We start from the raw sequence: 22473 nt of genomic DNA, 5'->3' as shown, positions 1-22473 counted from the left end.
TATTTCTTATTTTTTCATTGCCTTCACTTCAGTGTCCCACTCTGCATCCGCTTTTTTCAAGTAATCAGCACTGAAATCACCTTTTACTAGCCAATCTTGAACGGATTTGTAGAACCAGTTACGGAATTGCGGCGGGATTTGGTTAGCTCCCCAGAAGTTGTTGATTTGAAGCGATTTTTTAACATTCGGATCCGCCATCATTGTTAGAACTTCTTGCAATTGTGGTGAAGCTTCATATGTCATTTTTTCTTTCGTAGATGGAATTGCACTTGCCACTTTCAAGTATTTCGGATATTGCTCTTTGCTGAAGAAGAATTTGATGAAATCCGAGATCGCAGCTGTTTTGTCGGCATCTTTCGCTGCATTAGCTGATAAAGCCCAGCCTGCTGGTTGAGCAAGACCTACAACGTTTACTACACCTTTTTGATCCGGGACTGGATACCAGCCGAAATCAAATTTCGGATCCGCTTGTGCGATCGTTGGGAACATCCAAGGACCGGAGTATAAGCTTGCTGCTTTACCTGTTACGAGCATGGAAGCCGTTTGATTATCAGCCGTACTCATGTAACCTTTATCCACGTAACCTTTGGTAAACAGATCTGTCATCAGTTGCATCGCTTTCGCAGGACCAGCATCTGTAAAGCTGACTTTGCCTTCGGAACGCTTGGAGTTCCAATCTGCATCACCCACGAATACTTCGTCGATCAAGAATTTATTGACCCAGAAACCCCAGTGGAAGATATCTTTACCGCCGACTACGATAGGTGAAATGCCTTTTGCTTTCAGTTTTTCTTGAGCTGCGATGAAATCTGCATATGTTTTAGGTTCTTCTGTTATGCCTGCATCTGCGTAAGCTTTCTTGCTGTAAATAATCCCTTGCGGTGCAGGTAGCGAGATTGGTGCATTGTATACTTTGCCATTAACTTGTGGCACGCTTTCAAACAATCCCTGTAGATCTTTTGGAAGTTCAGCCAACTTGCCAGCGTCTGCGAATAATTGTGTATCACGCATTTCAACAAGATCAGGGAATTCACCGACAGCATCTTTGGTTTTCAAAAAGTCTAGGTAAGCAGCTGTCGTTGTTTCACTCAAATCTTTGATTTTAACGTTCGGGTTCGCTTTCGTGTAAGCAGCAATGGAATCTACAACCGCTTGTTTGGTCGCTGGGTCACCTGTTGCATAAATGACGCTAAATGTTATGTCTTTCTTCGGAGCCGTAGTCGCTGCAGCTGTACCTGCCGGAGCAGCGCTTGAAGTTGTAGTTGCGGAATCACTGTTGTTACCGCAGCCTGCCAAAATGAGTGCTAATGCTGTCGATCCTACGAGTACTTTGGAAAAAGTTTTAACCATGGTTGAAAGTAACCTCCCTTTAGTATGTAGCTTCTTGTGAACGACTCGAGCTGTGTGCTTTTGGGCTTTATCTCATCAGCTGCTGTTCTGTTCCTTGATTTAAGACTAACATACGCCCAAATCGTTTAGAATGAAGTTTTTTAAGCTCGATATGCATGAATTTAAGAAAGTGAAAACGGATGCTATGGTGATAATCCAACTGAAAAACAGCTTCCGCCAACGCTTCGAATCGAAGCTAAGCAGAAGCTGTCCCCAGAAAAACAGAATTTCCGACGATTTACCCTTTGATTTGACTCTTATATTCTTGCGGAAGCTTGCCATAGCTTTTCTTAAACATATCGCTGAATTGCCGTGGATTATGATAGCCAACCTGCTCAGCAATTTCGTAAACGAGCAAATCCGTTTGCAAGAGCAGTCGGACTGCATTTTTCATTCGGATGTTCGTGACGTACTGCTTAAAGTTCTCGTGCGTGTGCTTCTTAAAGAAACTGCTAAAATAATACGGATTCATAAACACTTGGGAAGCCATGCTTTCCAGCGTTATATTTTCGCTATAGTGCTCCTCAATGTATTCCTTAATAATCTTCATTTGCTGCGCTTCGCGGCTGCCGCCTGCGGTGCTTACTTGTTCCAGTATGTCCAAAATACGAACCGTTATGAAATCAGTAAGATCACTAAAACGGTAAAATTGATGCATCCGCTGTTGCCAGTCTTTCCGCTGCTCCGCCGACACCTGAAGGTCAATCCCAACAGCCGACATCTCCTCCATTAAGTCCGTCAGCATGGTATATACGATTAAAACCGCCGATTCTTTGCGACCATTGGCGTTGTTTGCTGCATGCTCAAAGAAGCTTCCCAACAGCTCCTGCACCAGCTGCTTATCCTTGGCAATGACCGCTTTAATCACGGACTGTTTGGCATCTGCCAAGAGATGATCTGAACTGCCACGCCGTTCAGTCTGTGACCAGGACAGAATCGTCCCTTCCTTTTCAAAATAGCTATAGTTCATCGTCTCAACAGCCGAGTTATAGGACAGCTTAATGTCCTGAAGGCTAAGTGCCGGCATACCGATACAGATCGTCACATGTATTTTAAGATAAAATAAAATCTTATCCCGCATTTCGCTCGCGAGACGCTGCAAATCATCCTCTACACGCATGTGGGTCACGATGACGCATAAATTTTCGCCTTTTCGAATGACAAGACCACTGCCATAAAGATGGATCAGCTCGTCCGCCAGATTGGAGACCGCAAACACTAACAGACGCTTCTCATGCTCCCCCCACCTGCCGTCCTGAAGCTGCAAATGTTCCAACTCCACATACAGCACGCTGAAACACGAGCCTGTAAACTGCATCTTCAACCCCTGAAGCTTACGCTCCGCTTCCTCCCACCGAATATCCCCTTGGGTGAGCCTATCGAATAGCTCCTCGAGCTGCGTCTTCTTATCCTTTTGTTCATAAACGGCCAGCTTACCTTTGGAGGATTGATCTTCATTCGCTTCCTGCAGCTGTGTCATAGCTTTGCTCACCGCCTCGAGCAGCAGCCTTTTCTCAATCGGCTTCACTAAATAATCGACCGCACCGAACGCTAGCGCGTCCTTCGCATAAGAGAACTCCTGATACGCGCTGATGAAAATAATTTTCGTCCGCAGCTGCCGCCGTTGTACTTCTTTAATGACATCGATGCCTGAGCCATCCGGCATACTAATATCCGTGATGACGAGATCTGGCTGCTTGAGTTCAATTTGCTCCATCAAACCTCTACCTGTCATCGCCTCACCAACGATTTCAATGCCGAGCTCTTCCCACGGAATGAGCTTTTTTAACCCTTTGATAATGATCGGTTCATCATCAGCTAGAATGGTGTTCAACACGGACGCTCACCTCTTTCGTTAAAGGAATGACAAGACGGACGGTAGTTCCAATATGTTGACTGCTATTAATCTCTACACCAAAACCTTGCCCATACAGCGCCACAATGCGCTCATGGACATTAATAAGCCCGATACTGCTGCCCGTATCCAGCGAGCTGCCCTTAGCCAACTTCTGACGAACAAGTTCAAGCGTATCCTCGCTCATTCCTACACCGTCGTCGTCCACCGTGACACTAAGCCGTTTATCCGGCAGCTTTTCAATCGAAATGCGAATTGTGCCTTTCCCTGGCTTCGGCATAATGCCATGATAAATGGCGTTTTCGACGATCGGCTGCAACGACAGCTTCGGAATTTCACAGTCCATTAAGTCCGCATCGAACCGGAAGTCAAGGCCTAGCCTATGCTCGCCGTACCTGATGACCATCAATTGAAAATATTGCTCCACATTCGCTTTCTCAGCCCGGATTGCAACGGTTTCTTCGCCGTAATCGAGGACATACTTGAGCTGATGCGATAACGACAAAATCATGTCGCCCACCTCATTCGCATCTTCCGCAACGGCGCTCATCCGAATCACTTCAAGCGTATTGTACAAATAATGCGGTCTGATCTGACTTTTCAGAGCGTTCAGCTCAGCTTGCTTTAGTTTAATCTGAGCAACATACACAACGTCAATGTATTCCTTTAGCCGCCCCACCATTTTATTAAAACCATGCGACAAAAGCCCCAGCTCATCCGCTGTCCTGACGGTCACCTGCGTATCGAAATTGCCAGACTCCACTTTCGCCATTTCTCTCGTAATGCTGCGAATCGGGTTGGAGAAGCGATTGGAGAACCAGACCGCTACCACAATCAACGAAAGCATACACATGCCAATGACGATCGTAATCGTCCTAATGAGTTGCTCGACTTTGAGAAACAGTTCTTTTTTATAAAACTCACCGACAATTTGGATGCTATTCTCAGCTGTTTCCTGTTGTAGATGCAAGAAATCATCCGATGTATTGGCGTGAAAAACAGTTCCGATTAGCTCTATCTGATTGCTATACAAAATAATCCCCTGTTTATCAACGACATAGACGGTATCCTGCTTATTCAGAATCATTTGCTTAAAAATCTCATTAAACACGTCAAGCCCTACGTCCATATAAAAGCTCCCGACAGTCTCGCCTTCGACCTTAGATGATCCTAAGACATCAGTTAGATTGCGGCCAAACGTCATTACTTGATCCGTTGCCCCAAGAAAATAATCCTGCTTATGTGTCGGAAAAAAGCTAAGACCGTTACGATTGAGCTTCATCTGCTCTTTCCATTCAACCCTTGGATATTGATACTGGTAATCCAATGCAACGTTGTTCTTCGATAAGCTTTGAAAAGTTCCGTCTGGCAATACAAAAAAGACACTTTGCAGGTTACGTTCTGTATATAACACCGTTTGCAAGAAATCGTTGATCGTCATCATCAAACGGATGTCTTTTTCCTTGCTTTGCGCTGCAATCGCTTGTCCCAACTGACCATAGAGACCGCCAACTCCGTAGGAGTACATGAGTTTAGAAATATTGTTGTATTTGACGAACATATCGTCCACATTTCGGCTCGCAAACAGCAGCATTTGCTCATAGTTGTTCGTCGCATAACGCTCCATAAAGCCACTGAACGTCTGCAGTGATATATAACTGAGAATGAGCAGCGGGATAAGACCTACCGAAATGAAAGAGAGTGTAAATTTGGCAAAAATGCTTTTGTGCAGCCGAAAAGGGTTCGATGCCATCTGTGAACCGCCTCATGCTTTCGTTTTAGAATAAGTCTATTTTAACAGAATTCCAAGCGATACTACCGATGAAATTTAATGTGGAAGTGCACTTTTTTAAGACATATACAAAAAACGCCACCCGAGTGGGTGGCGCTATCGGACGAAACCGTTATTCAAACATGACACACCTTTAAAATAACCGATAAATCAAAGTCGCTGCCTGCGCTCTGGTCGTTGATGCTCCAGGAGCAAACTTGCCGTTCTCCATGCCTTGAATGAGACCAGATTGCTGCATAGCGGCAACGGCTTCCTGCGCATAGGCACGGATCTCCGCTTGATCGGTAAAAGCGGCAGGTTGGATGCTTGTTGCAGGCATTTGATCTAACACTTGGAGCGCACGATACACCATGACCGCCATATCTTGGCGGGAAATGCGCTCATTTGCTCCGAACATCGTTTCGGATTGGCCTTGCACAATACCCAGCTTAGAAGCGCTGGCGATCGCACTATAATACCAATCCCCAGGATGAACATCCGTGCTAGTGATAGATGCGGTTGTATCGCTCAAATTAAAAGCGTTAACCAGCATGGCAATAAATTCGGCCCGTGTCACGTTTCCTTCGGGATTGAAGCGGTTCTCGCCTACGCCCTGCACAACCCCTCTGGCTGCGAGCCCTTGAATGGCATCCTGCGCCCAGGCAACGCTCGTTAAATCAAGGAAGGTAACGCTGGTATAGGCCGCCATATATTTGCTGAAATGCTTCGGATAAAATTCGACCATGCCGGTGTCGCTATTAAATTTTACCATTTTTCACGATTTCCAGTTTTCCGTCATCCGTAAGGTAATATAAGACGACTTGATTCGGCTTCTCGCCTGGCTTCAGTGTATAAGGAATTTCAACCTTTACTTCATGACCTGAGAAGTTGCTGACCCGCTGTCCATCTACGAATAAGTTAAAATCGTATATCTTCGTGTCCTGTCCCACTTGTTGCTGTTGTGCCCCGGACAGCGAACCTTTATCCACTTGAACGACCGATAGCTGAATTTTTGAAGCGTCTTCTTTATCCAACAATTTGGTAGCCACGGTAATAGAGGCCAATCCAGTATCCACTTTAAGCTCGTCGACTTTCTTGTTACCTGCGGCAAGTAATTGGTCTACTTGAATTTCGACTTGGACACCCTTCGCATCACCTTGCGGATTAACATCGATGATAACTTGACTGTTAGTCGTGTTTTGGATGGCTTTGGCCAAATCATCTGTTTTAATGGTAACCGAAGCTTTACCTTGCTCATCTAGCTTTGCTTCTAATGTTACTTTGTTTTGAATGACCGTAGCCGTTGGATCTTCAGGGGGCGGTGTGTCACCTGTGCCTGGATTTGTGTCATTTGAGACATTAATAGTTGCACTAGCCGCCTTATCGCCATACACAGTTGTTGCTGTAATTGATGCATTTCCCGCTGCAACTGCCGTTACTTTTCCCGTTGCATCCACTGTGGCTACCGTTGAAGCGCTAGAGGACCAAGTTACTGCTTTATTCGTTGCATTAGCAGGCAACACGGTGGCTGTTAGTTGCTGCTGACCCTGCTTGTAGAGTCGCGCAATTGCCGTGCATGTAGACATATGCACAAAACTCGAATTTTATACATATGTCTGAATATTAGAATAACCCCTTATTGTATAAGGTTAATAATAATTGTCGGATGACAAGAACATTGTCCGATTAACCCCATTTCTCTGGAGCGCCGATGCATATTCATGCGGCGACTTTGCTCGCTCGCTCACTGTTAGTAGTGCAAGTATTTTGTTGGACATGCTTATCAATTTCCATGGTTTCACTTTTGTGATTTTCTGGATATTCCAAACCATATAAGCGGATAGTTTTACATTCATTATCTTCCAGTTCCTTCCTTGATTGTGATGTCATCTCACTTTGTTTACGCTTTCATTGTAACATGCCTATTTTCCAAAGATGTGCACGGAGAAACTGAGAATGTACACAGATTAACTTTTTTAGGCACTTCTTTGGTCAAAAATGACATCAAAAACATCCAGATTTGTCCAAGTGCCCGACAGATCTTCATGTTTAAAATTTTCCGTAAAAATACCGGTATGACACCTAAGCAATATCGACAAGAGCGGGTATGAGGCTTGGCCTGCTTGGCCCTAATCGGCACAGCAATCGACCGATTAGGGATACCTAAATTAATGTGTAAAACTAAAATTATCAAAGTGAGTATACGTATAATGTGCTCAAAGTCCAACTTTTCCATTAGTGAATGGGTGTTGGCTTTATAAGCACATATAACCTATCTCCATTGAAAATGATTGTTTCCCTTACAGAGCTTCTTCTTCCACATACCCGTAGACGGGTCGTATATGGCTTCGGGATCTGTACATCCGTCATGCTGGAAATTGGCCCAAAAATCAGCGCCTGCATGTCCGTGAAATTCCAAACCCTTGGAGTAATCCAGAACCGCATCTCCCTTAAGCAGCGTACTATACAAGCTTTTCCCGTCGTGCTTAAGATAGCTTCCATGGTGCATACCCGCCCTAAGCACTTGACCGTCATCAGACAAAGTCACAACGGTTAGCAAGGCATCGGTTTCAATGTTATTGAAGCTCGCATTCGAATTCTTGTGCATGAGCCTGCCATCTGCCAGCAGGTTGCAGTACAGTTCCATAACCGCACCGCTTTGACGAATGCGCATACCCAGCACATGGGCTTCTCCGGTTTCGATCCGTGTGATCTCGGTACGTTCGTCTCCTTGCTGCCGGTCAACCTCGAATACCGTCATATACTTTATCCTGCGGTCACCCTCCGGCGATGCAGCGCAGATTTTCCAATACTGTCCTTCAGGAAACGTATCCTCTTCGCCGGGTTTATCCTTCTTGGCGTGCAAGTATCCCCGTTCCCTCACATAGGACTTCTGCTCTGGATACAGGGTATGCACCGTCAATTCCCGTCCTTCGTTGCTGACAACTAGACGCTCTGCCTCCAAGCGAGAATCTCCTTGAATGTGCAGCAGCCATTCGAACGTTCCCTCTTCGCCTGCGAAGACATCGTCTACCATCACAATGAGGCCGCCGACAAACAGTACATGGCGATAGAAGCGCTGATACACATCGGCGTAAGGTCCCGTGCAATCTGCTAATACATACGTATAATCTCGAGCGCTTATATGAACTGGAATGGTACCCATAAATTTGCTGCCGTACTCCATCATTTCACTACGTTGACCACGGCCATCCAGCAGAATAACATTATGTCCCACAGATGCCCGATAATACTCGTTATACAACGGCTTGGAATACGGACACATACCCGAATCAGAGACGAACTCGGTACCGCCTGAGCTGAGAATAAACGTCCCCACATCCAGGTGGTTATGATTCCAACTTTCTCCTGTTTTTATAGCAAAGACCGTCTGTTCCGGACCATTGCCTGTACGGATGACAGCATACCCCGTATGACGGAAGATCATCTCCTGCTGCGGTTGCATAAAACCTTGCGGTGAGAGGTCCTCCGGATAGAATAACAGGTCCAGCGGATTTCCCCGTACCCCATCCATCGCTTGATAATAATCGATCATATCACGTCGCCCCGAAATCCCTGCCAAGTAGAGCCAGACAAATGATACGTTCTGTCGCATGCCGACATCCCCGAAGTTGAGGCCTTTGTGCCCTTCCTTTGTCGGATAGAGCGTTGACAGATACATATCTGGAATCTTCTGTATCACTGGAAGATCCATCAGCCTCGTATCCCCGTTCAACTTCCTATAGTACATTTCGAACAGGCTGAAATTGGCCAATGAGTAATCCAGATAGCCAATTGATTCGAGGTAATCGCCATCGTCTCCAAAGTTAGCATGTTTGTTCTGCAGCAAACTACCGGGATATGCAAACCATTCGACCATGCCTTCCACAATCGTATGCAAACATGGCTCGTAATCATTGCGATCTCTACCGAGGGAAAGCAGGATGAAGCCGGCTGCGCAAACACAGACGCTCCACCAGTTATGCCCCATCGTATCCAAAGCGTGAAGCTTCTTCACCGGGTGAAGCCAATCTTCATATATCGGCAGAAAAGCTTTCCTATACAAGGCATCCGACCACCGCATACGGTCATTTTCAGTGATCTCGTTCTGAATCAATTCGAGAGCAATCGCCAGGTTGAGGCCGATATCGGCTGTCCAAAGATCCGATTGTTGGGGTGCTGTATACTGATAAACCCAAGTCGGTTCCAGACAAATAGCCTCCATCAGTTCGGCCGCATAGCCTGCATATTCCTTCTTGTCATTCAATCGGCTGTAGAACGCCAGTTCTGCCACTAGCTTAGCCTGCTCTCTAACGAAATTCCCCAAAGAGAACCGTTTGTTCCCCCCGTATTGTTCGAAACGCTGGCGCAATTCCAGCATCTCGTCCTTGGTCGCTTGTATAGAACGGGCGTCGATCCCCTTCATTCTTTCAGCAAATTTATGCCAGCCATCCTGCACTAGCTGCTGGTCCCCCGTCACATTATGCTTCATTCTCGCTATTGCCTGATCATCAAAAAGCTTCATGCTGTTCCCTCCTCTGCGATAATGACCTCAAACAAAACAGCGGGAAATTCCGAATCCGAAATTTCCCGCTGTTTCCATTCGGTTTAGAACTTCATTTTGTACAACTCATCCATAAAGATCCACTTATCTTTGTTTTCCTTGTACCAGTTCTTGTACCATTCCTCCAGCTTCTTGCCGCCGGATTTATCCCATGAATCTTGAATATCCTTCACTGCTTGGTCAACTGTATAAGAGCTGCCGCTGACGATCGTTTTGTTTACCATGTCGTTCATGTAGTTCCATCCGTTGTCAAACGTCGTCTGCAAATCCTTCTCCAGTGCCGGTCTCAGCTTCGACTGCGTAAAGCCAGGATGCGGGTGAGTCGGATCTAGGTACAATTTATCCATCTCCTGTGCAATCTTGATCCACTCTTGATCAATTGGATTAGTCGAGCTTGTTGCACGTCCGTCGATGGCACCCGTATTCAGGAAGTACTTGGACATGACCATTTTGTAGTCACCGTTATAGTCTTTTTCCTTCGTATTCTTGTCGCGATCGATCGGCTGACGTACGCCATTAGCATCCAGCTTCGTATGAACGCCGTCTTCACCGAACTCAAAGTATTCCACAGTCGAAGGCTTGATCATAAAGTCGATGTATTTCGCCACTGCCGCCGGATCCTTCGCTTTGGCACTCACGACACCGATTGTCGAAATCGGTGGGTTAAAGTCTGGGCCGAACTGACCGAATTGGGATTTCGGGAACGCCATCGGAACAATAACTGCATTCGGATTGTTTTTCTTCAGCGTATCGAAATTTTTGTTTAATACCGTTTTATAGCCCAAATAGATGCCGAGCTTGCTGTTGACGAAATCCTGATCGGCTTTCTGTCCGTTCTTGTCAGTCAAGAAGTCCTTATCGACGATACCGTTTTCGAACAGCTTCTTCTTGAATTCCGCTGCCGGCTTAATCCGATCGAATTGACGAATGAGTTCGCCCTTATCAACGATCAACATTTCATTCTGGAACATCGCATCAATGTAGAAGGATGCAAATTGGCTCAAGTTGATACCGAACGTATCTTTCTTGCCGTTGCCGTCAGGGTCTTTATTGGCAAATGCATCTGCCACGGCATACAGTTCTTCCATCGTAGTCGGAACCTTCATCCCCAGCTTATCCAGCCAATCCTTACGGATTACCATGGTGCCAAGAACTTCTGTTTTCATCACAGTTCCCACTTCATAGATCTTGCCATCTGGCTTCATACCCAGCTTTTTGAGTGCCGGATACTTCTCTAGGAGCGCTTTATAATCCTTGCTGTATTTGTTAATGACGTCATCGAGCGGCATGAGCTGCTTTTGGGCCCATAGCTGGTTACGATACGCTCCGTCGAATTCGAGAATAAGGTCAGGTGCTTCGCCTGCCGCAAACAAGGTGCTCAGCTTTTGCTGGGATTCATTCCGTGGAATCGGCACATACTTCACGTCTACGGGACCATTCTTATTCACCCATTTTGTCCAGCGATTGTCCGCATACGTGCCTTCTTCTGCGGGAACTTTCCCCCGATCGTAGATGGTGACGGACAAGCTTCCGCGTTTTTCTGGCACCGGCTGTGCACTGCTCGTTTCTGCTGCCGGCTTCTTCTCGTCGCTTCCGCAACCTGCCAAGACGGTCCCTACTGTCAGCATTGCTACGGTTGTGGAAATGATCGCCTTGTTAAACTTCTTTTTGTTTGTCATGTATACCCCTCCAGAACAAAGTCAAATTTGATCGTCTTACCATCAAACAAAAGCGCAAGTCCTTACCCTTTGACCGATCCAATTAACGCCCCCTTAACAAAGTATCTCTGAAGGAACGGATACACAATCAGCATCGGCAGCGTCATGATCACGATACCAGCGGATTTGATCGATTCCGGGGTCAGCTTCGTGAATTCCTCGGGATTCAACTGGCTCATCTCAGCCATTAAGGATTGGCTGCGAATCATATTTTGAACCAGAACGGATAGGTTATGTTTCGTGCTGTCGTTAATATAGATCAGCACGTTGAAAAATGCATTCCAATGCGCAACTCCGTAAAATAGGCCTACTGTCGCAATGACCGGCAATGACAGCGGAATCACAATGCTGAGTATAAGCCGGTACTCCCCGCAGCCGTCAATTCTTGCCGAATCCTCCAGTTCTTCAGGCAGATTCTCGAAGAACGTCCGCATGAGCAGCAGGTTGTAGACACTTACTAATCCGGGAAGCCAGAGCGACCAATAATTGCCTACCAGACCAAGGGATTTGACGAGCAAATACGTGGGAATTAATCCTGCAGTAAACAGCATCGTAAATACAATAGCCAGTGTAAAAAAACGCCGAGCATAAAAGTATTTCTTCGACAACGGATATGCTGCAAATACAGTGAAGATTAAATTTAAGGCAGTGCCAACGATCGTAATAATAAAGCTATTTCGAATGGCCGTGCCGACATGAGTTCCTTTAAATAAGTTACTGTAGGCATCCCAGGTTCCGTCAACAGGCCAGAGTCCAACTTTCCCTGAGGTAATGGCATCGCCTCCGCTTCCTGACAGAGCAAAAATATGAATAATAGGAAGCAAACAGCTGCAACTAATAAGAGCTAGAATGACATAGTTAAAAGCATAAAACATTTTTTCTCCAAACGTTGCTTTCATGGCAGCCTCCTTACCACAATCCCTGATTATATTTACGGGCCACCGTATTCGCAATCAGCACAAGCACAAGCCCGATCAAAGATTCAAATAAGCCGAAGGCGGTCCCGTAGCTGAATTGGCCAGAACCAATACCCATTTTGTAATTCCATGTGCTGATGGTTTCCGCTATGTTGATGACAGCCGAATTTTGCAAGGTGTAGACTTGGTCGAAGCCGACTTCCATGACGTTCCCGATCGATAGAATGAACATTAGCACGATAACAGAACGAATACCGGGTAGCGTAATGTGCCATATTTGCTTCCACTTATTGGCGCCATCCATACATGCTGCTTCGTACAGTGACGGATCGATAGAGGTTAATGCAGCCAAATAGATGATGGCTGTCCAGCCTGTACTTTTCCAAATCGTGGATCCTACGAATATGCTGATCCAGGAGTTTTCCTTTAGGAGGAACGGAAAGGTGTCCCCAGTAAAGAAATAGAGAATCTTGTTAACGATGCCCGTTTCCTGAGAGAAGATCATAATAACGAAGCCGCTGACGATGACCCAGTTGAAGAAATGCGGCAAATAGACGAGCGTCTGTACCCCTTTCTTAAACCAGCTTCTCCTTACCTCATTCAGCATAATAGCCAAGATGATCGGGAATGGAAAGCCTACGAATACATTTAAACAACTTAATATAAATGTGTTCTTAATTATGTCCAACATCTTGGGATTTTGAAACAGATACGTGTAGTTATCAAACCCCACCCATGGACTTCCCCATATGCCATCCGTAAAGTTGTAATCCTTAAAGGCAATAATTAATCCCAGCATGGGGATATACTTAAAGAGTAAGAAGAAGACAACAATCGGGAAAAACATAATGATTAGTGGTTTGTTCATGTTAAAGCGGCGTCTGGAAGAGATCCCTAATGCTGCGTTCCCCTCAGACTTCTGCAGTCTAGCTGAGGATGTTCTGCCCGCCCCCGCCTCGGTTTGCGATGTATTCAAATGCTGTATCCTCCTTTCGCTATTTTCTAGGTGTGCTTCCGTATCCCCACTGTAACGGCACACAGTCCCACGAACAATAGACAGTTTTTGAATCAAGTTGCATTATTTCAGTGGGGCTTACTGCACGGTTATATGGGTGATCAGGTATCGTTTCTTGAGCAAGATTCATATTTTTACGAGCAAAAATAAAGCCGTTATCGGGATCATTTCTTCCGACAACGGCTTTGGACAACTATTTTCTATAATCGCCGGGTGTTAATCCCGTCAGTTTTTTGAAGGCGCGGTTGAATGAAATATAGTGCGAGTATCCGATTTTGGCCGCAATATCTTGAATCGGCTCTTGGCTTTCCTTCAGCATCAGCTTGGCTTGCTCGATTCGAATCTGAGCTAAAAAGTCGACGAAATTTTGTCCGAATTCCTCTTTGAACAACCGGCTCAGGTTGCTGGACTTCATCTGGAATTGATCACAGATCAGAGAGAGAGACATGTCAGGATTCGTATAATTGAGCTCGATATATTTCCGAACTTCCTGAATGACGGTATGCGTAAACCGACTTTCTCTGTACGTCTGAACGTGCTTGGCAAACTGCTCGAGTAATCGGAACATCGTTACTTGAAGTTCATCTAACGTTTCAAACCGATCGATCGCTACCTGAAGATTAGGCATCATCTGGTTTTTCCAAATGTTCTGAATATCCTCTGGCATTTCCATCAATTCTCGAAACATATGATAAGTGATATAGTTCAACAGGCCGCTGATGTCCTCCCTCGGCAACAGCTCCAGCTTGATATCAGCAAAGATAGCATCTAATTGATTCTTCCATTCATGTTCACCAATCCGGTAATTCTGTGCCATAGAACGCATTAATTGAAGCTGCTTGTTCACTTTGCCGGCTGATCGAATCTTGATATCACCATAACTGATTACACGGTTCATGCCGAGTACAGACTTGTATTTTAAAGCTTCCAAGGTGTGTTCGTACGAGGTATACACCTCATTAACCAGATCGACCGGCGTTCCAACTGCTGCTGTCACCGTAAAATCCAGATTTAGTTCAATCCATGCCAGCAGCTTGCTGCAGAGCGCCAATACGTCTGCCACGTGGTGCTCGGAATCTGATTTCAGATGAAACAAAATGCCCAATTGCTGACCATCCAGCCATTCCGTCCACACAATATAATCATGAAGCTGAGCGGTTTCATGAACAACGTTGCGAATAACGTACCGAAGCAAGTCCTGATCGCGGTGAGAATAGCTGCCGATAAAAACAGGGTATTTATCTAATTCCATTACCACAGTCAGAAGCTGGGCAAAATGATGGGGAAAGCCGTATGCGCCGACTTCCTCCTGCCATTCCTCCTGTGAAACTGGACGGCTGCCTTCCATAAGCTCCATGAAGAAATGTCTTTTTTTGTAGACCATATTCTCCTGATTCTGCTTCTGAAACTCATGGCTTTGGCTGATCAGCTGATTGAGTGCCGACTCGATCCGCGACATTTCATCTTTCTTACTACCCGGATCCGCCACCAGCCCTTTCGTGTCATCGATATGCCTAACGATAGCTTGGATGGGCTTATAATTTTGGCGCGTTACCCAAACCATCCACCCTAATCCCAAAAGGAGCACCAGAAGCCCGATCACGATCCAAGCGTAAGATAGAATCCCGGTAATCCCCAGCCATCCGTAATCTTGGATTCCACTTCGAATTTCCCACCCTGTATAGGGCGAAATCATGCTTGTAATGGCGCTTTTTCCGTACTTCTCCCAGTCTTCGAAATTTGTTGTGCCAAAGAGTGGCACTCCCTCTTTATCTATAAATTGCAAATAACTCAAATCTGAGCCGATCATATCCGTTACCAGATCAAGCAGAGATGCCAATTTCACATTGACGACCATAATTCCCTGATCACCTGAAAGAATAGGCATTTGACGAACCAAGGATACGACATTATGCGGCTGCTCATTGATTAGCTTGACTTGGCGAGGACTTGACCATCCTGTTTCCGTCGTTCCCTGAAGCTGACGCTCAATAAACGCCTGATCATAAAATTGCTCCAACGCAACCATAGATTGAGGACTTATGACTCTGCGGTCTGAATGCCTATAAATATAAATAGAGCTGATTAGAGGATTGGAGACCAGCGCATCATTTAAAACCTGCGACATCTCATTGGCCACGATATATGGATTTTTTCCGGAAGATGCTGAGATGAAATCATTCAACAGCTCATTGGACATAATTTCGTGAATCATATATTGGTTTAACGACCTCAGGGAATAATCCACCGATTTCATCACCTGTTCTGCAAACACCCGATTTGCCTTCATGGCATCCTTCTTGGACATTTCCGCAGCGGCGAAGAAAAATATGAAAACGATGGCGAACGTAACTGTAAAGAAAATTGGTAAATATGACAGCAGCATCCGATGGAACCAGTTTTTATTACTTGTCATGTGTTCTCCCCTGATCTTTCCTAATTCGGCATCATACATCTCTACTATAAAATCATATCCCTCATGGAACTGCAATACCTATCATCAATTCGTAGCGATGTGAAGACTGGAAAGGGCCATCCCTCAAGTAGTAATCTGCTTTTGGGACGGCACCTTTGGGATGATATTGAATTAGTTCATAAACTCCACATATTGGAGAAATCTTCTCAGCATAACAACAGCTTGAGCGCGTGTTGCATAAGCTTCAGGAACATAAGTATTGTCGGTCATGCCTCCCACGATTTTCGTGTACACAGCTTCAGCTGCTGCACGCTTCGCCCAAGGGCTGATTGCACTCCGGTCTGAAAACGACCTTAGCAGATCATCCTCTTTACCGGAAACATGAATCTGTTTGCCCGCCGTATGCAGTGCTCTGGAGATCATAACCACGATCTCCTCCCGACTGATCCGATCATTCGGCCTAAAGGATCCATCCTCATAGCCCTGCACTAAGCCGGCTTTGACTGCTGCGCCGACGGCCCCCTTATACCAGTCTTGAGCCTGAATATCCGTGAAGGTGGCGACAGCCTTATTTTCGACCAATCCCAGAGACCTGGTTATTATTGTGGCAAATTGTGCTCTAGTAATGCTTTGCTCCGGGCCGAAGTGATTAGCATCTAAACCGTTCACGATCAACTTAGACGCTAGCAACTCCACATCAGACTTGGCCCAATGACCATTCAAATCTTCAAACTTCTTGGCGGATTCTACAACTGTATAGATGCTGTTACCATTTCGTTCGATGGTGATAAACGTCTTGCCGTCCAACGTCTTGAAGACAGCGGGAACAAAACTGAAAGCACCACTTTCCGGATCATAGAGAGCGACCGTTGCTCGGGATGCATCGATAACACCCGGAACAGTTACGCTGCGCGTTACATAATTATCTCCGAAATCGGTAATAGCTTTCTTCTTGCCGCCAGCCTCCGCCACTACCGCAAAATCAATAGGCACGATCAGCTGGCGCAGGCCGTTCTCAGCCGTTTTCTTGGCAATTTGCATTGCCTCAGTACCCTCTACGTCTATAAGCGTTATGCTTAGTTTGATATCTTTGGCAGCTGCGCCTAATTCCTTTTCCAAGCCAGCTAGGTCCAGCACCTTGATCGGTAAATCGTAGGCAGCGCGCCCCGTCTGGAACGATACAGTCGTATTGGCTGCCGATGCTAAGACATCTAGTGGCATTTCCAGCTTCGACACCGATTCGCTGCTCAACAGAGAAACGATGATCACCTTTGAGCCATTGTCCCTGCTCAGAACGGATTCAATAGCTTCTTTCAAATCAGCTTTGTCTAATTTGACAACAGCTGTGGATCTGCCATTTTCCGTTATTTGAGTTACAGGTGCTTCCACTGTTACCGACCCGTTCGCTTGAACGCTTATTTTGGTTTCATTCGCATCAGGAAGGTAGCTATTGCCTTCTGGCGAACCGGGGTTGGTTGGTTCTTGAACAGGTGGGTCTTGCGTTACGGAATAGAGGATCAGATCGCCGAATAGATTCACATTTTTCCCTTGACCAATTCCACTCATATATTCGACGAATCCATCGCGCTTACCCGGTATGTCATCTGCGTCATTAATCAGGAAGGAAAAACCGATCCGCGGATTCGGAGCCGTTTCACCAGCTGGAAGCAATTCATTCCAAGGTATCGCAATTTCGTACATGGTTTCGTTCAAATTATCATTCCGTACGATGGCAGCCAAACTAGAAGTCAGCGCACCAGTCTGCTTGCCAGCTAGTGCAGTATGCCTCCACTTCGTAATTTCACCTGTGTTACTCATTGCAAATGATAACTCCGAATAACCTTGGCTGCCCGCACCAGCTGCACGACCCGGATCGACAGTAAATTGAATACTATCGCCTCCCCAGACACCTTCTCCAGTATTCGGCTGGGCGTGAAGAGCGTCTGTTACTCGTACGGCCAGATACAAATTCTGATCATCCCATTTCAGATACCCCGTGCCGCTGATATCATCGGAGCCATTTATTTCGGCATCCAGCTTCTTATATTGTGACGCACCTATCTCAAACGGAACGCCATGGTTCCACTCCTGCAAGTCCCCATCGATGGTTATGGGCTGCTCTGGCTGAAGAGCTGCAAGAAAATTCAAGCTGCGGTCCAGCTCGAGCGTCGTGCCGGAACCTATCTCCACCTTCACCTTCACAGGTACAGCTCCGTGATTGGAAGGAGTGGGGATGGGAATGTCAAAGCCTTTCACATCTCCACCTTGAAGATTGGTAAATGCAACTTGATCTGCAGAAGCCCACTCTACTGGCGCACTTAAGGAGATTTTCCCGGACAGCTCCGTTGCCGGAGTTAAATTAGTCAAATCAACATGCACCGCCCAAGTTCCTGATTGCATCAGCTTTGGAGAAGCTTGAATCTGAAGAAGATCGTCATTTCTGATTAGTGTACCAATTTTCTGAGCATTGTCGATCTGAATATTCGTTGTTCCAATTCCGCTAAACGCATTTTGGGACAGTTGCAGTTTCTGCAAGGTTGCTTTTCCGTCCACCCATATGCCAGCAAAAGACGTATCTTCAATGCGGTTTCCAGCAATCAGGAAATTGCCCCGGAAAGACTGATACACCGAAATGGCTCCGTAATGGTAAGTCAACTCCCCGGTGTTGGTGTGACTCAGCGTATTATTCAACACTTCGATCTGATTCGTATGGAAGGCCTCGCTCGTATAATACAGCAATACGCCTGCCAGATGAGTATTCGCTACCGTATTCTCTTCAACCTTGATTTGATCACCGCTAGCGATCCCAATCCCGCTCTGCTCCGTTACCCGATTGATCTCATTACGGGAAATTCGAATGTATTGCGGCTCACGCGCCGTAGCGCCCAGCTTATTGACATGGATGGCATTGTCCCTGCTGTCCGTAATCCGATTGTCTTCAATATAGACTTGGCGGCTAGCCAAAGCGGAGATTCCGTTCATATTAACCTTCTCGATCGTATTGTTCTTGATGGATACTCCTGTAGAGGAATCAATCTGGATGCCCGTACCTCCGGAATTCCGCACCGTTACTCCGCTAATCACGACATTACGGGAGCCAGCAATATCAATTAAAGCTCTGTTATGACGGAGAAGCGGTTGATTGACCAACTCCAGAGTCATATTCTGTATGGATGCGTCTGTAACGCCTAACAGTCGGATGCCATGATGGTCAGGGCTTGTAAACCGCAGAACGGTGCTGGCTCCTTCACCGATCAAATGTACTTGGCTCTTGCCTGTCAGAAGCAAATGATGCTTGAGCGCGCTGTACGGCAGTGAATCCTGACCTGCGACAGGCTCTAGAAGATAGGTCCCCGCTGGCACCATCAATCGCCCGCCGAATTCCGGAAGAGCCTCTACCGCATTCATAAACGCAGGAAGATCATTCACATTTCCGTCTCCGACTGCGCCGTAATCTTTTACATTAATCTCTTGATCCGGCAGTGTAACCTTCGGAGGCTCTGCCCAGCCCGTCTGTCCTGGCTCCCTCATTATGGGCTCGAATACATTCTGGTATTGGGGGGCCTCATCGGTAACTTGGAAACCCTCCATATTAGGCGTGGTCGGCTGCGCAACCGTATTCCCGCTGTAGCTGGTAACTCCAGTTACAGGCGTACTGGCGAAGTATACACTGCCATTGTCATTATTTAGCAATGTATTGTCTGCAATTGTAAGATTCTCAAGCTTCGACCGGCTATCATTAAAAGAAATGGCGTAGTGAGCAGAACCCACAATCTCGTTGTCTCGGATCGTCATGTTTTTCCCGCTGAACACCGGCCCCCAACCGCCAGTAATCATGCCGTTTCCTTCGGAGCCGTAGATTTTATTTCCTTCAAACAGCAAATTGTCACCTTGGTTGTTCAATGTGATTGCACCACCATATTGATTGCCTGGCACATTGTTATCCGCACGATAATTTAAATTCGTACGAATAATTGTATTATTCCTGACAGCAATGTCCTGATAACGGAACCCTGTATCCCCAGATGATTGACCGAGTGAATTCAGGAATATTCCAGGATGCACGGCACTTTCAATCCAATTCCCTTGAATCTGGTGCTGGATTCCTCCAACACTAATGCCTCTTCCCCAATTAACATTTAACAACGTGTTATTAAAAAAAATATTATTCTGAGACACCGGCCATTGCGGACTGGTATCTGAAACGATTGCAAGTCCGTCGTCATTTCCATTCTCAATCAAATTGTTAACTGCAGTAACATTTAAATTGTTGGCAAAATGGATGCTGTCCGCCGAAGTGTTCCTGACCTTGTTATCTACGGCCCATACACCATTCGTACTTTGCCAAAAAACAAGGCCAACAGCACCCTGATCTGTGGTCAGATTGATCACCTGAATATTGCTGCCAGTCACTGCAACATTGTACGGTGCCCCTTGTCCTCTGACATCCATCCGCGGACGCCATGTGGTACTAAAGTCGCGAAGAGATATATTATCGCCGCCGAAGCTCCAGCCGTAAGGCGCATTAGCATAAGCAAGCCAGCGCGTAGGCGTTTGCCCGGGAGCCAGCGCCGCAATGCCAGGCATGTTGAATCTAATGACCGTTGACTCGCCGTCGCCAACGAAATGGATGTTGTTCAAGCCCGCCTTCCGCCAGAAATGGCGCACATTTGGAGCCTCGCTCGGGCTAAAGTAATACATGCCAGCTGGCATATACAGTACCCCTCCGCCAATGGCGTTAAGAGCATTCACAGCTCGGTCGAATGCGTTCTTTTCATCGGCAATGCCGTCGCCTACAGCACCGAAATCCTTCACATTCGCCACAATCATCGACGCATAATTTATCCGAGGCATATTCTCCAGACCTTCTCGGTTATAAAAGCTGTCCGGTAAATTGCTTATCGTGTCATCCGAAGGTTCCACGATCGTGTACGTGTAAGCAGCAACCTCTGAGCTGAGCGCACCCGGAGCTTTGGCATACGCCTTTAAAGTAACTGGACCTGAAATGGCTATCGGTGCCGTATACCATTGACCGCTTAATCTTGGATCTGTTCCATCCAAAGAGTAATAGACGGATGAACCTACCGTATCCGAAGTTAAGGTAATTGTTGATCCGGAAAATAGTGATCCTGACGGTACGCTCGCTACTGCGGCTGCCGTCACCGCCACCGTATATGTGAACGTAGACACATCACTGTCGATCTTGCCTAGCTGTGACGCATAGGCCTTAACAACCATATTGCCTGTAATGGTTAATGGAGTAGTATACCGGATGCCGTTCGTTCTAGGATCTGAACCGTCTGTCGTATAGTAAACCGTCGAAGATACCGTCGGCCCATTTAATTCCACCGCGCTGCCGAGAAGCACACTTCCTGAAGGTACACTGGCTTGAACAGGAAGCAAGTAATTCGGGTCTGGCTCAATCTTCACATAGGCGGCATTCGCTGATGTTCGTGGTGCTAGCCGAAGGATGGAGCTTTTACCCGACTCGTCAAACAGTTTAAAGGTGGCAATCTTATCTGCTTGCTGACTATTAATGAAGGCCGTTACATCCACACTATACCAGCCTAGCGCTGACACGTTAGCCTCGCCAACGATGACCGCACCTGCTGTACTCGGATTGTTGTTCCACGTTAGCGCCGTCTCACTCCATGAGTCGTCCTGCAAACCATAAACCGTAATTGGCGTTTGCGGTGTCACTGCTGTTGTGCTATAGAAGTACAACACCGCAGATGCGGCGTGAACCGTTGGCAATCCGGTAAATTTGAAAAAGGCATGCCTTGTATTGGTAGCATTAACTGGATCATTCTTTACGTCGACAGTCGCAGCCCCACCGAAGTTGTTGCCTGCATCCGCTCCGCCTTTATCGTGGGTATCCTCAACGACCGGCAGACGGATGGCTTCCGGCGTTGCAATCATATATTCGAAGGTAGAGACTTCGCTGTCATTCATACCTTCCTGCTTGGCGTACGCTTTTAAAACCGTGTTCGCGGTTATCGTTAAAGATCCCGTATACCTGGCTCCACCTGACTTAGGATCGGATCCATCCAGTGTGTAGTAGACTGCAGCAGTTACCGTCGGAGCTAACAACTCCACCTGGGTCCCATCCGCTACATTGCCCGATGGAATGCTGGCTGTCACTTTTCCTAAAGTAGGCAAGGGTGAAGGTATAATACTCAGATAAGGAACTAAAGTCTGATTACCATGATTTTTCGAGGCAATTCGGACAATTTTATTTAAATCAGCCTCGTCGTAAATTTTAAACGTTGCGGTAGGGTCAGATTGACTGTTGATAAAATCCGTTACGTCCACACTGTTCAGCGTAGTTGCGCTTCCCACCGCACGGTTGATCGGAAATACGCCAATTTTAACTGAACCCGACATGCCCGGATTCGTCTGGCTATTCGTCCAGGTCAAGCTAGACTCGCTCCAGCCGTCATTCGGTAAACCATAGAACGAAAGATTGGTCACATCCTGGTCAGCCGAAGTTACATAAAAATTCAAAATGGCTGAATCCACATGCCCTTCTGGTAAACCCGAAAATTTCATATAGCTATGCCTAGTTGCACCATCGTTCCCTGAAACGCCTTTGACCAATAATTCCGTTGAGCTCCCGTAAGTTGTTCCGCTTGTCGCGCCCCCCTGAACATAAGTATCCTCACGAACCAAATATTGAATCGGCATTCCGCTTGTATCCGCTATGGCCGTAGTCGAAATGGCAGCATTCCATACTACCGATAAAATCATGACAACGATCATAAACACGGATACTGGTTTCCTATTTTTGTGCCAAGCCTTCATTACCTAGACCACCTCACTTTCAAGATG

Annotated in this window: 12 protein-coding genes; all 12 read right to left on the bottom strand. The window is 46.4% G+C overall.

The features are described 5' to 3' along the window. Nucleotides 1–6: 6 nt before the first annotated feature. Nucleotides 7–1350, bottom strand: a complete 1344-nt coding sequence (locus tag AC58QG_RS15305) for an ABC transporter substrate-binding protein (protein ID WP_497362984.1) — start codon at nt 1348–1350, stop codon at nt 7–9. Between the two features lie 277 nt (nt 1351–1627). Continuing rightward, entirely contained in the window at nt 1628–3226 is a 1599-nt protein-coding gene (locus tag AC58QG_RS15300) for a response regulator (protein ID WP_497362983.1), read from the bottom strand. After that, the gene (locus AC58QG_RS15295; protein ID WP_497362982.1) at nt 3204–4997 is read right to left on the bottom strand and encodes a cache domain-containing sensor histidine kinase; all 1794 of its coding nucleotides are present in this window, start codon (nt 4995–4997) and stop codon (nt 3204–3206) included. Before AC58QG_RS15295 ends, AC58QG_RS15300 begins: the two co-directional genes overlap by 23 nt. Before the next feature lie 172 nt (nt 4998–5169). Beyond that, on the bottom strand, nt 5170–5787 hold the full coding sequence (locus AC58QG_RS15290) for an S-layer homology domain-containing protein (protein WP_497362981.1): 618 nt from the start codon (nt 5785–5787) through the stop codon (nt 5170–5172). After that, complete coding sequence (locus tag AC58QG_RS15285) at nt 5774–6601, bottom strand: Ig-like domain-containing protein (RefSeq protein WP_497362980.1); 828 nt, start codon at nt 6599–6601, stop codon at nt 5774–5776. Before AC58QG_RS15285 ends, AC58QG_RS15290 begins: the two co-directional genes overlap by 14 nt. Nucleotides 6602–6664: 63 nt before the next feature. Then, nucleotides 6665–6871, bottom strand: a complete 207-nt coding sequence (locus AC58QG_RS15280; protein ID WP_497362979.1) for a hypothetical protein — start codon at nt 6869–6871, stop codon at nt 6665–6667. A gap of 416 nt (nt 6872–7287) precedes the next feature. Next, entirely contained in the window at nt 7288–9540 is a 2253-nt protein-coding gene (locus tag AC58QG_RS15275) for a heparinase II/III family protein (RefSeq protein ID WP_497362978.1), read from the bottom strand. Nucleotides 9541–9623: 83 nt separating this feature from the next. Then, a complete protein-coding gene (locus tag AC58QG_RS15270; RefSeq protein ID WP_497362977.1) occupies nt 9624–11258 on the bottom strand; it encodes an extracellular solute-binding protein in 1635 nt (544 codons plus the stop codon). 62 nt (nt 11259–11320) lie between these two features. Next, on the bottom strand, nt 11321–12196 hold the full coding sequence (locus AC58QG_RS15265) for a carbohydrate ABC transporter permease (RefSeq protein WP_497362976.1): 876 nt from the start codon (nt 12194–12196) through the stop codon (nt 11321–11323). Between the two features lie 10 nt (nt 12197–12206). Continuing rightward, entirely contained in the window at nt 12207–13190 is a 984-nt protein-coding gene (locus tag AC58QG_RS15260; RefSeq protein WP_497362975.1) for an ABC transporter permease, read from the bottom strand. A 232-nt stretch (nt 13191–13422) separates the two neighbouring features. Continuing rightward, nucleotides 13423–15645 carry a helix-turn-helix domain-containing protein gene (locus tag AC58QG_RS15255; protein WP_497362974.1) on the bottom strand — a complete coding sequence of 741 codons (2223 nt, stop codon included), beginning with the start codon at nt 15643–15645 and terminating at the stop codon, nt 13423–13425. A 171-nt stretch (nt 15646–15816) separates the two neighbouring features. Further along, the gene (locus AC58QG_RS15250; RefSeq protein ID WP_497362973.1) at nt 15817–22446 is read right to left on the bottom strand and encodes a CBM96 family carbohydrate-binding protein; all 6630 of its coding nucleotides are present in this window, start codon (nt 22444–22446) and stop codon (nt 15817–15819) included. Between the last annotated feature and the right edge of the window lie 27 nt (nt 22447–22473).

The organism is Paenibacillus sp. J22P169, from assembly GCF_059691995.1.
The sequence above is the reverse complement of the archived record's forward strand: the minus strand, read 5'-3'. Positions and strand labels throughout refer to the sequence as shown.

Bases quoted from the DNA above. Each gene is read 5' to 3' on its own strand.
- AC58QG_RS15305 (WP_497362984.1), bottom strand. From the start codon at position 1,350: ATGGTTAAAACTTTTTCCAAAGTACTCGTAGGATCGACAGCATTAGCA.
- AC58QG_RS15295 (WP_497362982.1), bottom strand. From the start codon at position 4,997: ATGGCATCGAACCCTTTTCGGCTGCACAAAAGCATTTTTGCCAAATTT.
- AC58QG_RS15290 (WP_497362981.1), bottom strand. From the start codon at position 5,787: ATGGTAAAATTTAATAGCGACACCGGCATGGTCGAATTTTATCCGAAG.
- AC58QG_RS15285 (WP_497362980.1), bottom strand. From the start codon at position 6,601: ATGTCTACATGCACGGCAATTGCGCGACTCTACAAGCAGGGTCAGCAG.
- AC58QG_RS15280 (WP_497362979.1), bottom strand. From the start codon at position 6,871: ATGAATGTAAAACTATCCGCTTATATGGTTTGGAATATCCAGAAAATC.
- AC58QG_RS15275 (WP_497362978.1), bottom strand. From the start codon at position 9,540: ATGAAGCTTTTTGATGATCAGGCAATAGCGAGAATGAAGCATAATGTG.
- AC58QG_RS15270 (WP_497362977.1), bottom strand. From the start codon at position 11,258: ATGACAAACAAAAAGAAGTTTAACAAGGCGATCATTTCCACAACCGTA.
- AC58QG_RS15265 (WP_497362976.1), bottom strand. From the start codon at position 12,196: ATGAAAGCAACGTTTGGAGAAAAAATGTTTTATGCTTTTAACTATGTC.
- AC58QG_RS15255 (WP_497362974.1), bottom strand. From the start codon at position 15,645: ATGACAAGTAATAAAAACTGGTTCCATCGGATGCTGCTGTCATATTTA.
- AC58QG_RS15250 (WP_497362973.1), bottom strand. From the start codon at position 22,446: ATGAAGGCTTGGCACAAAAATAGGAAACCAGTATCCGTGTTTATGATC.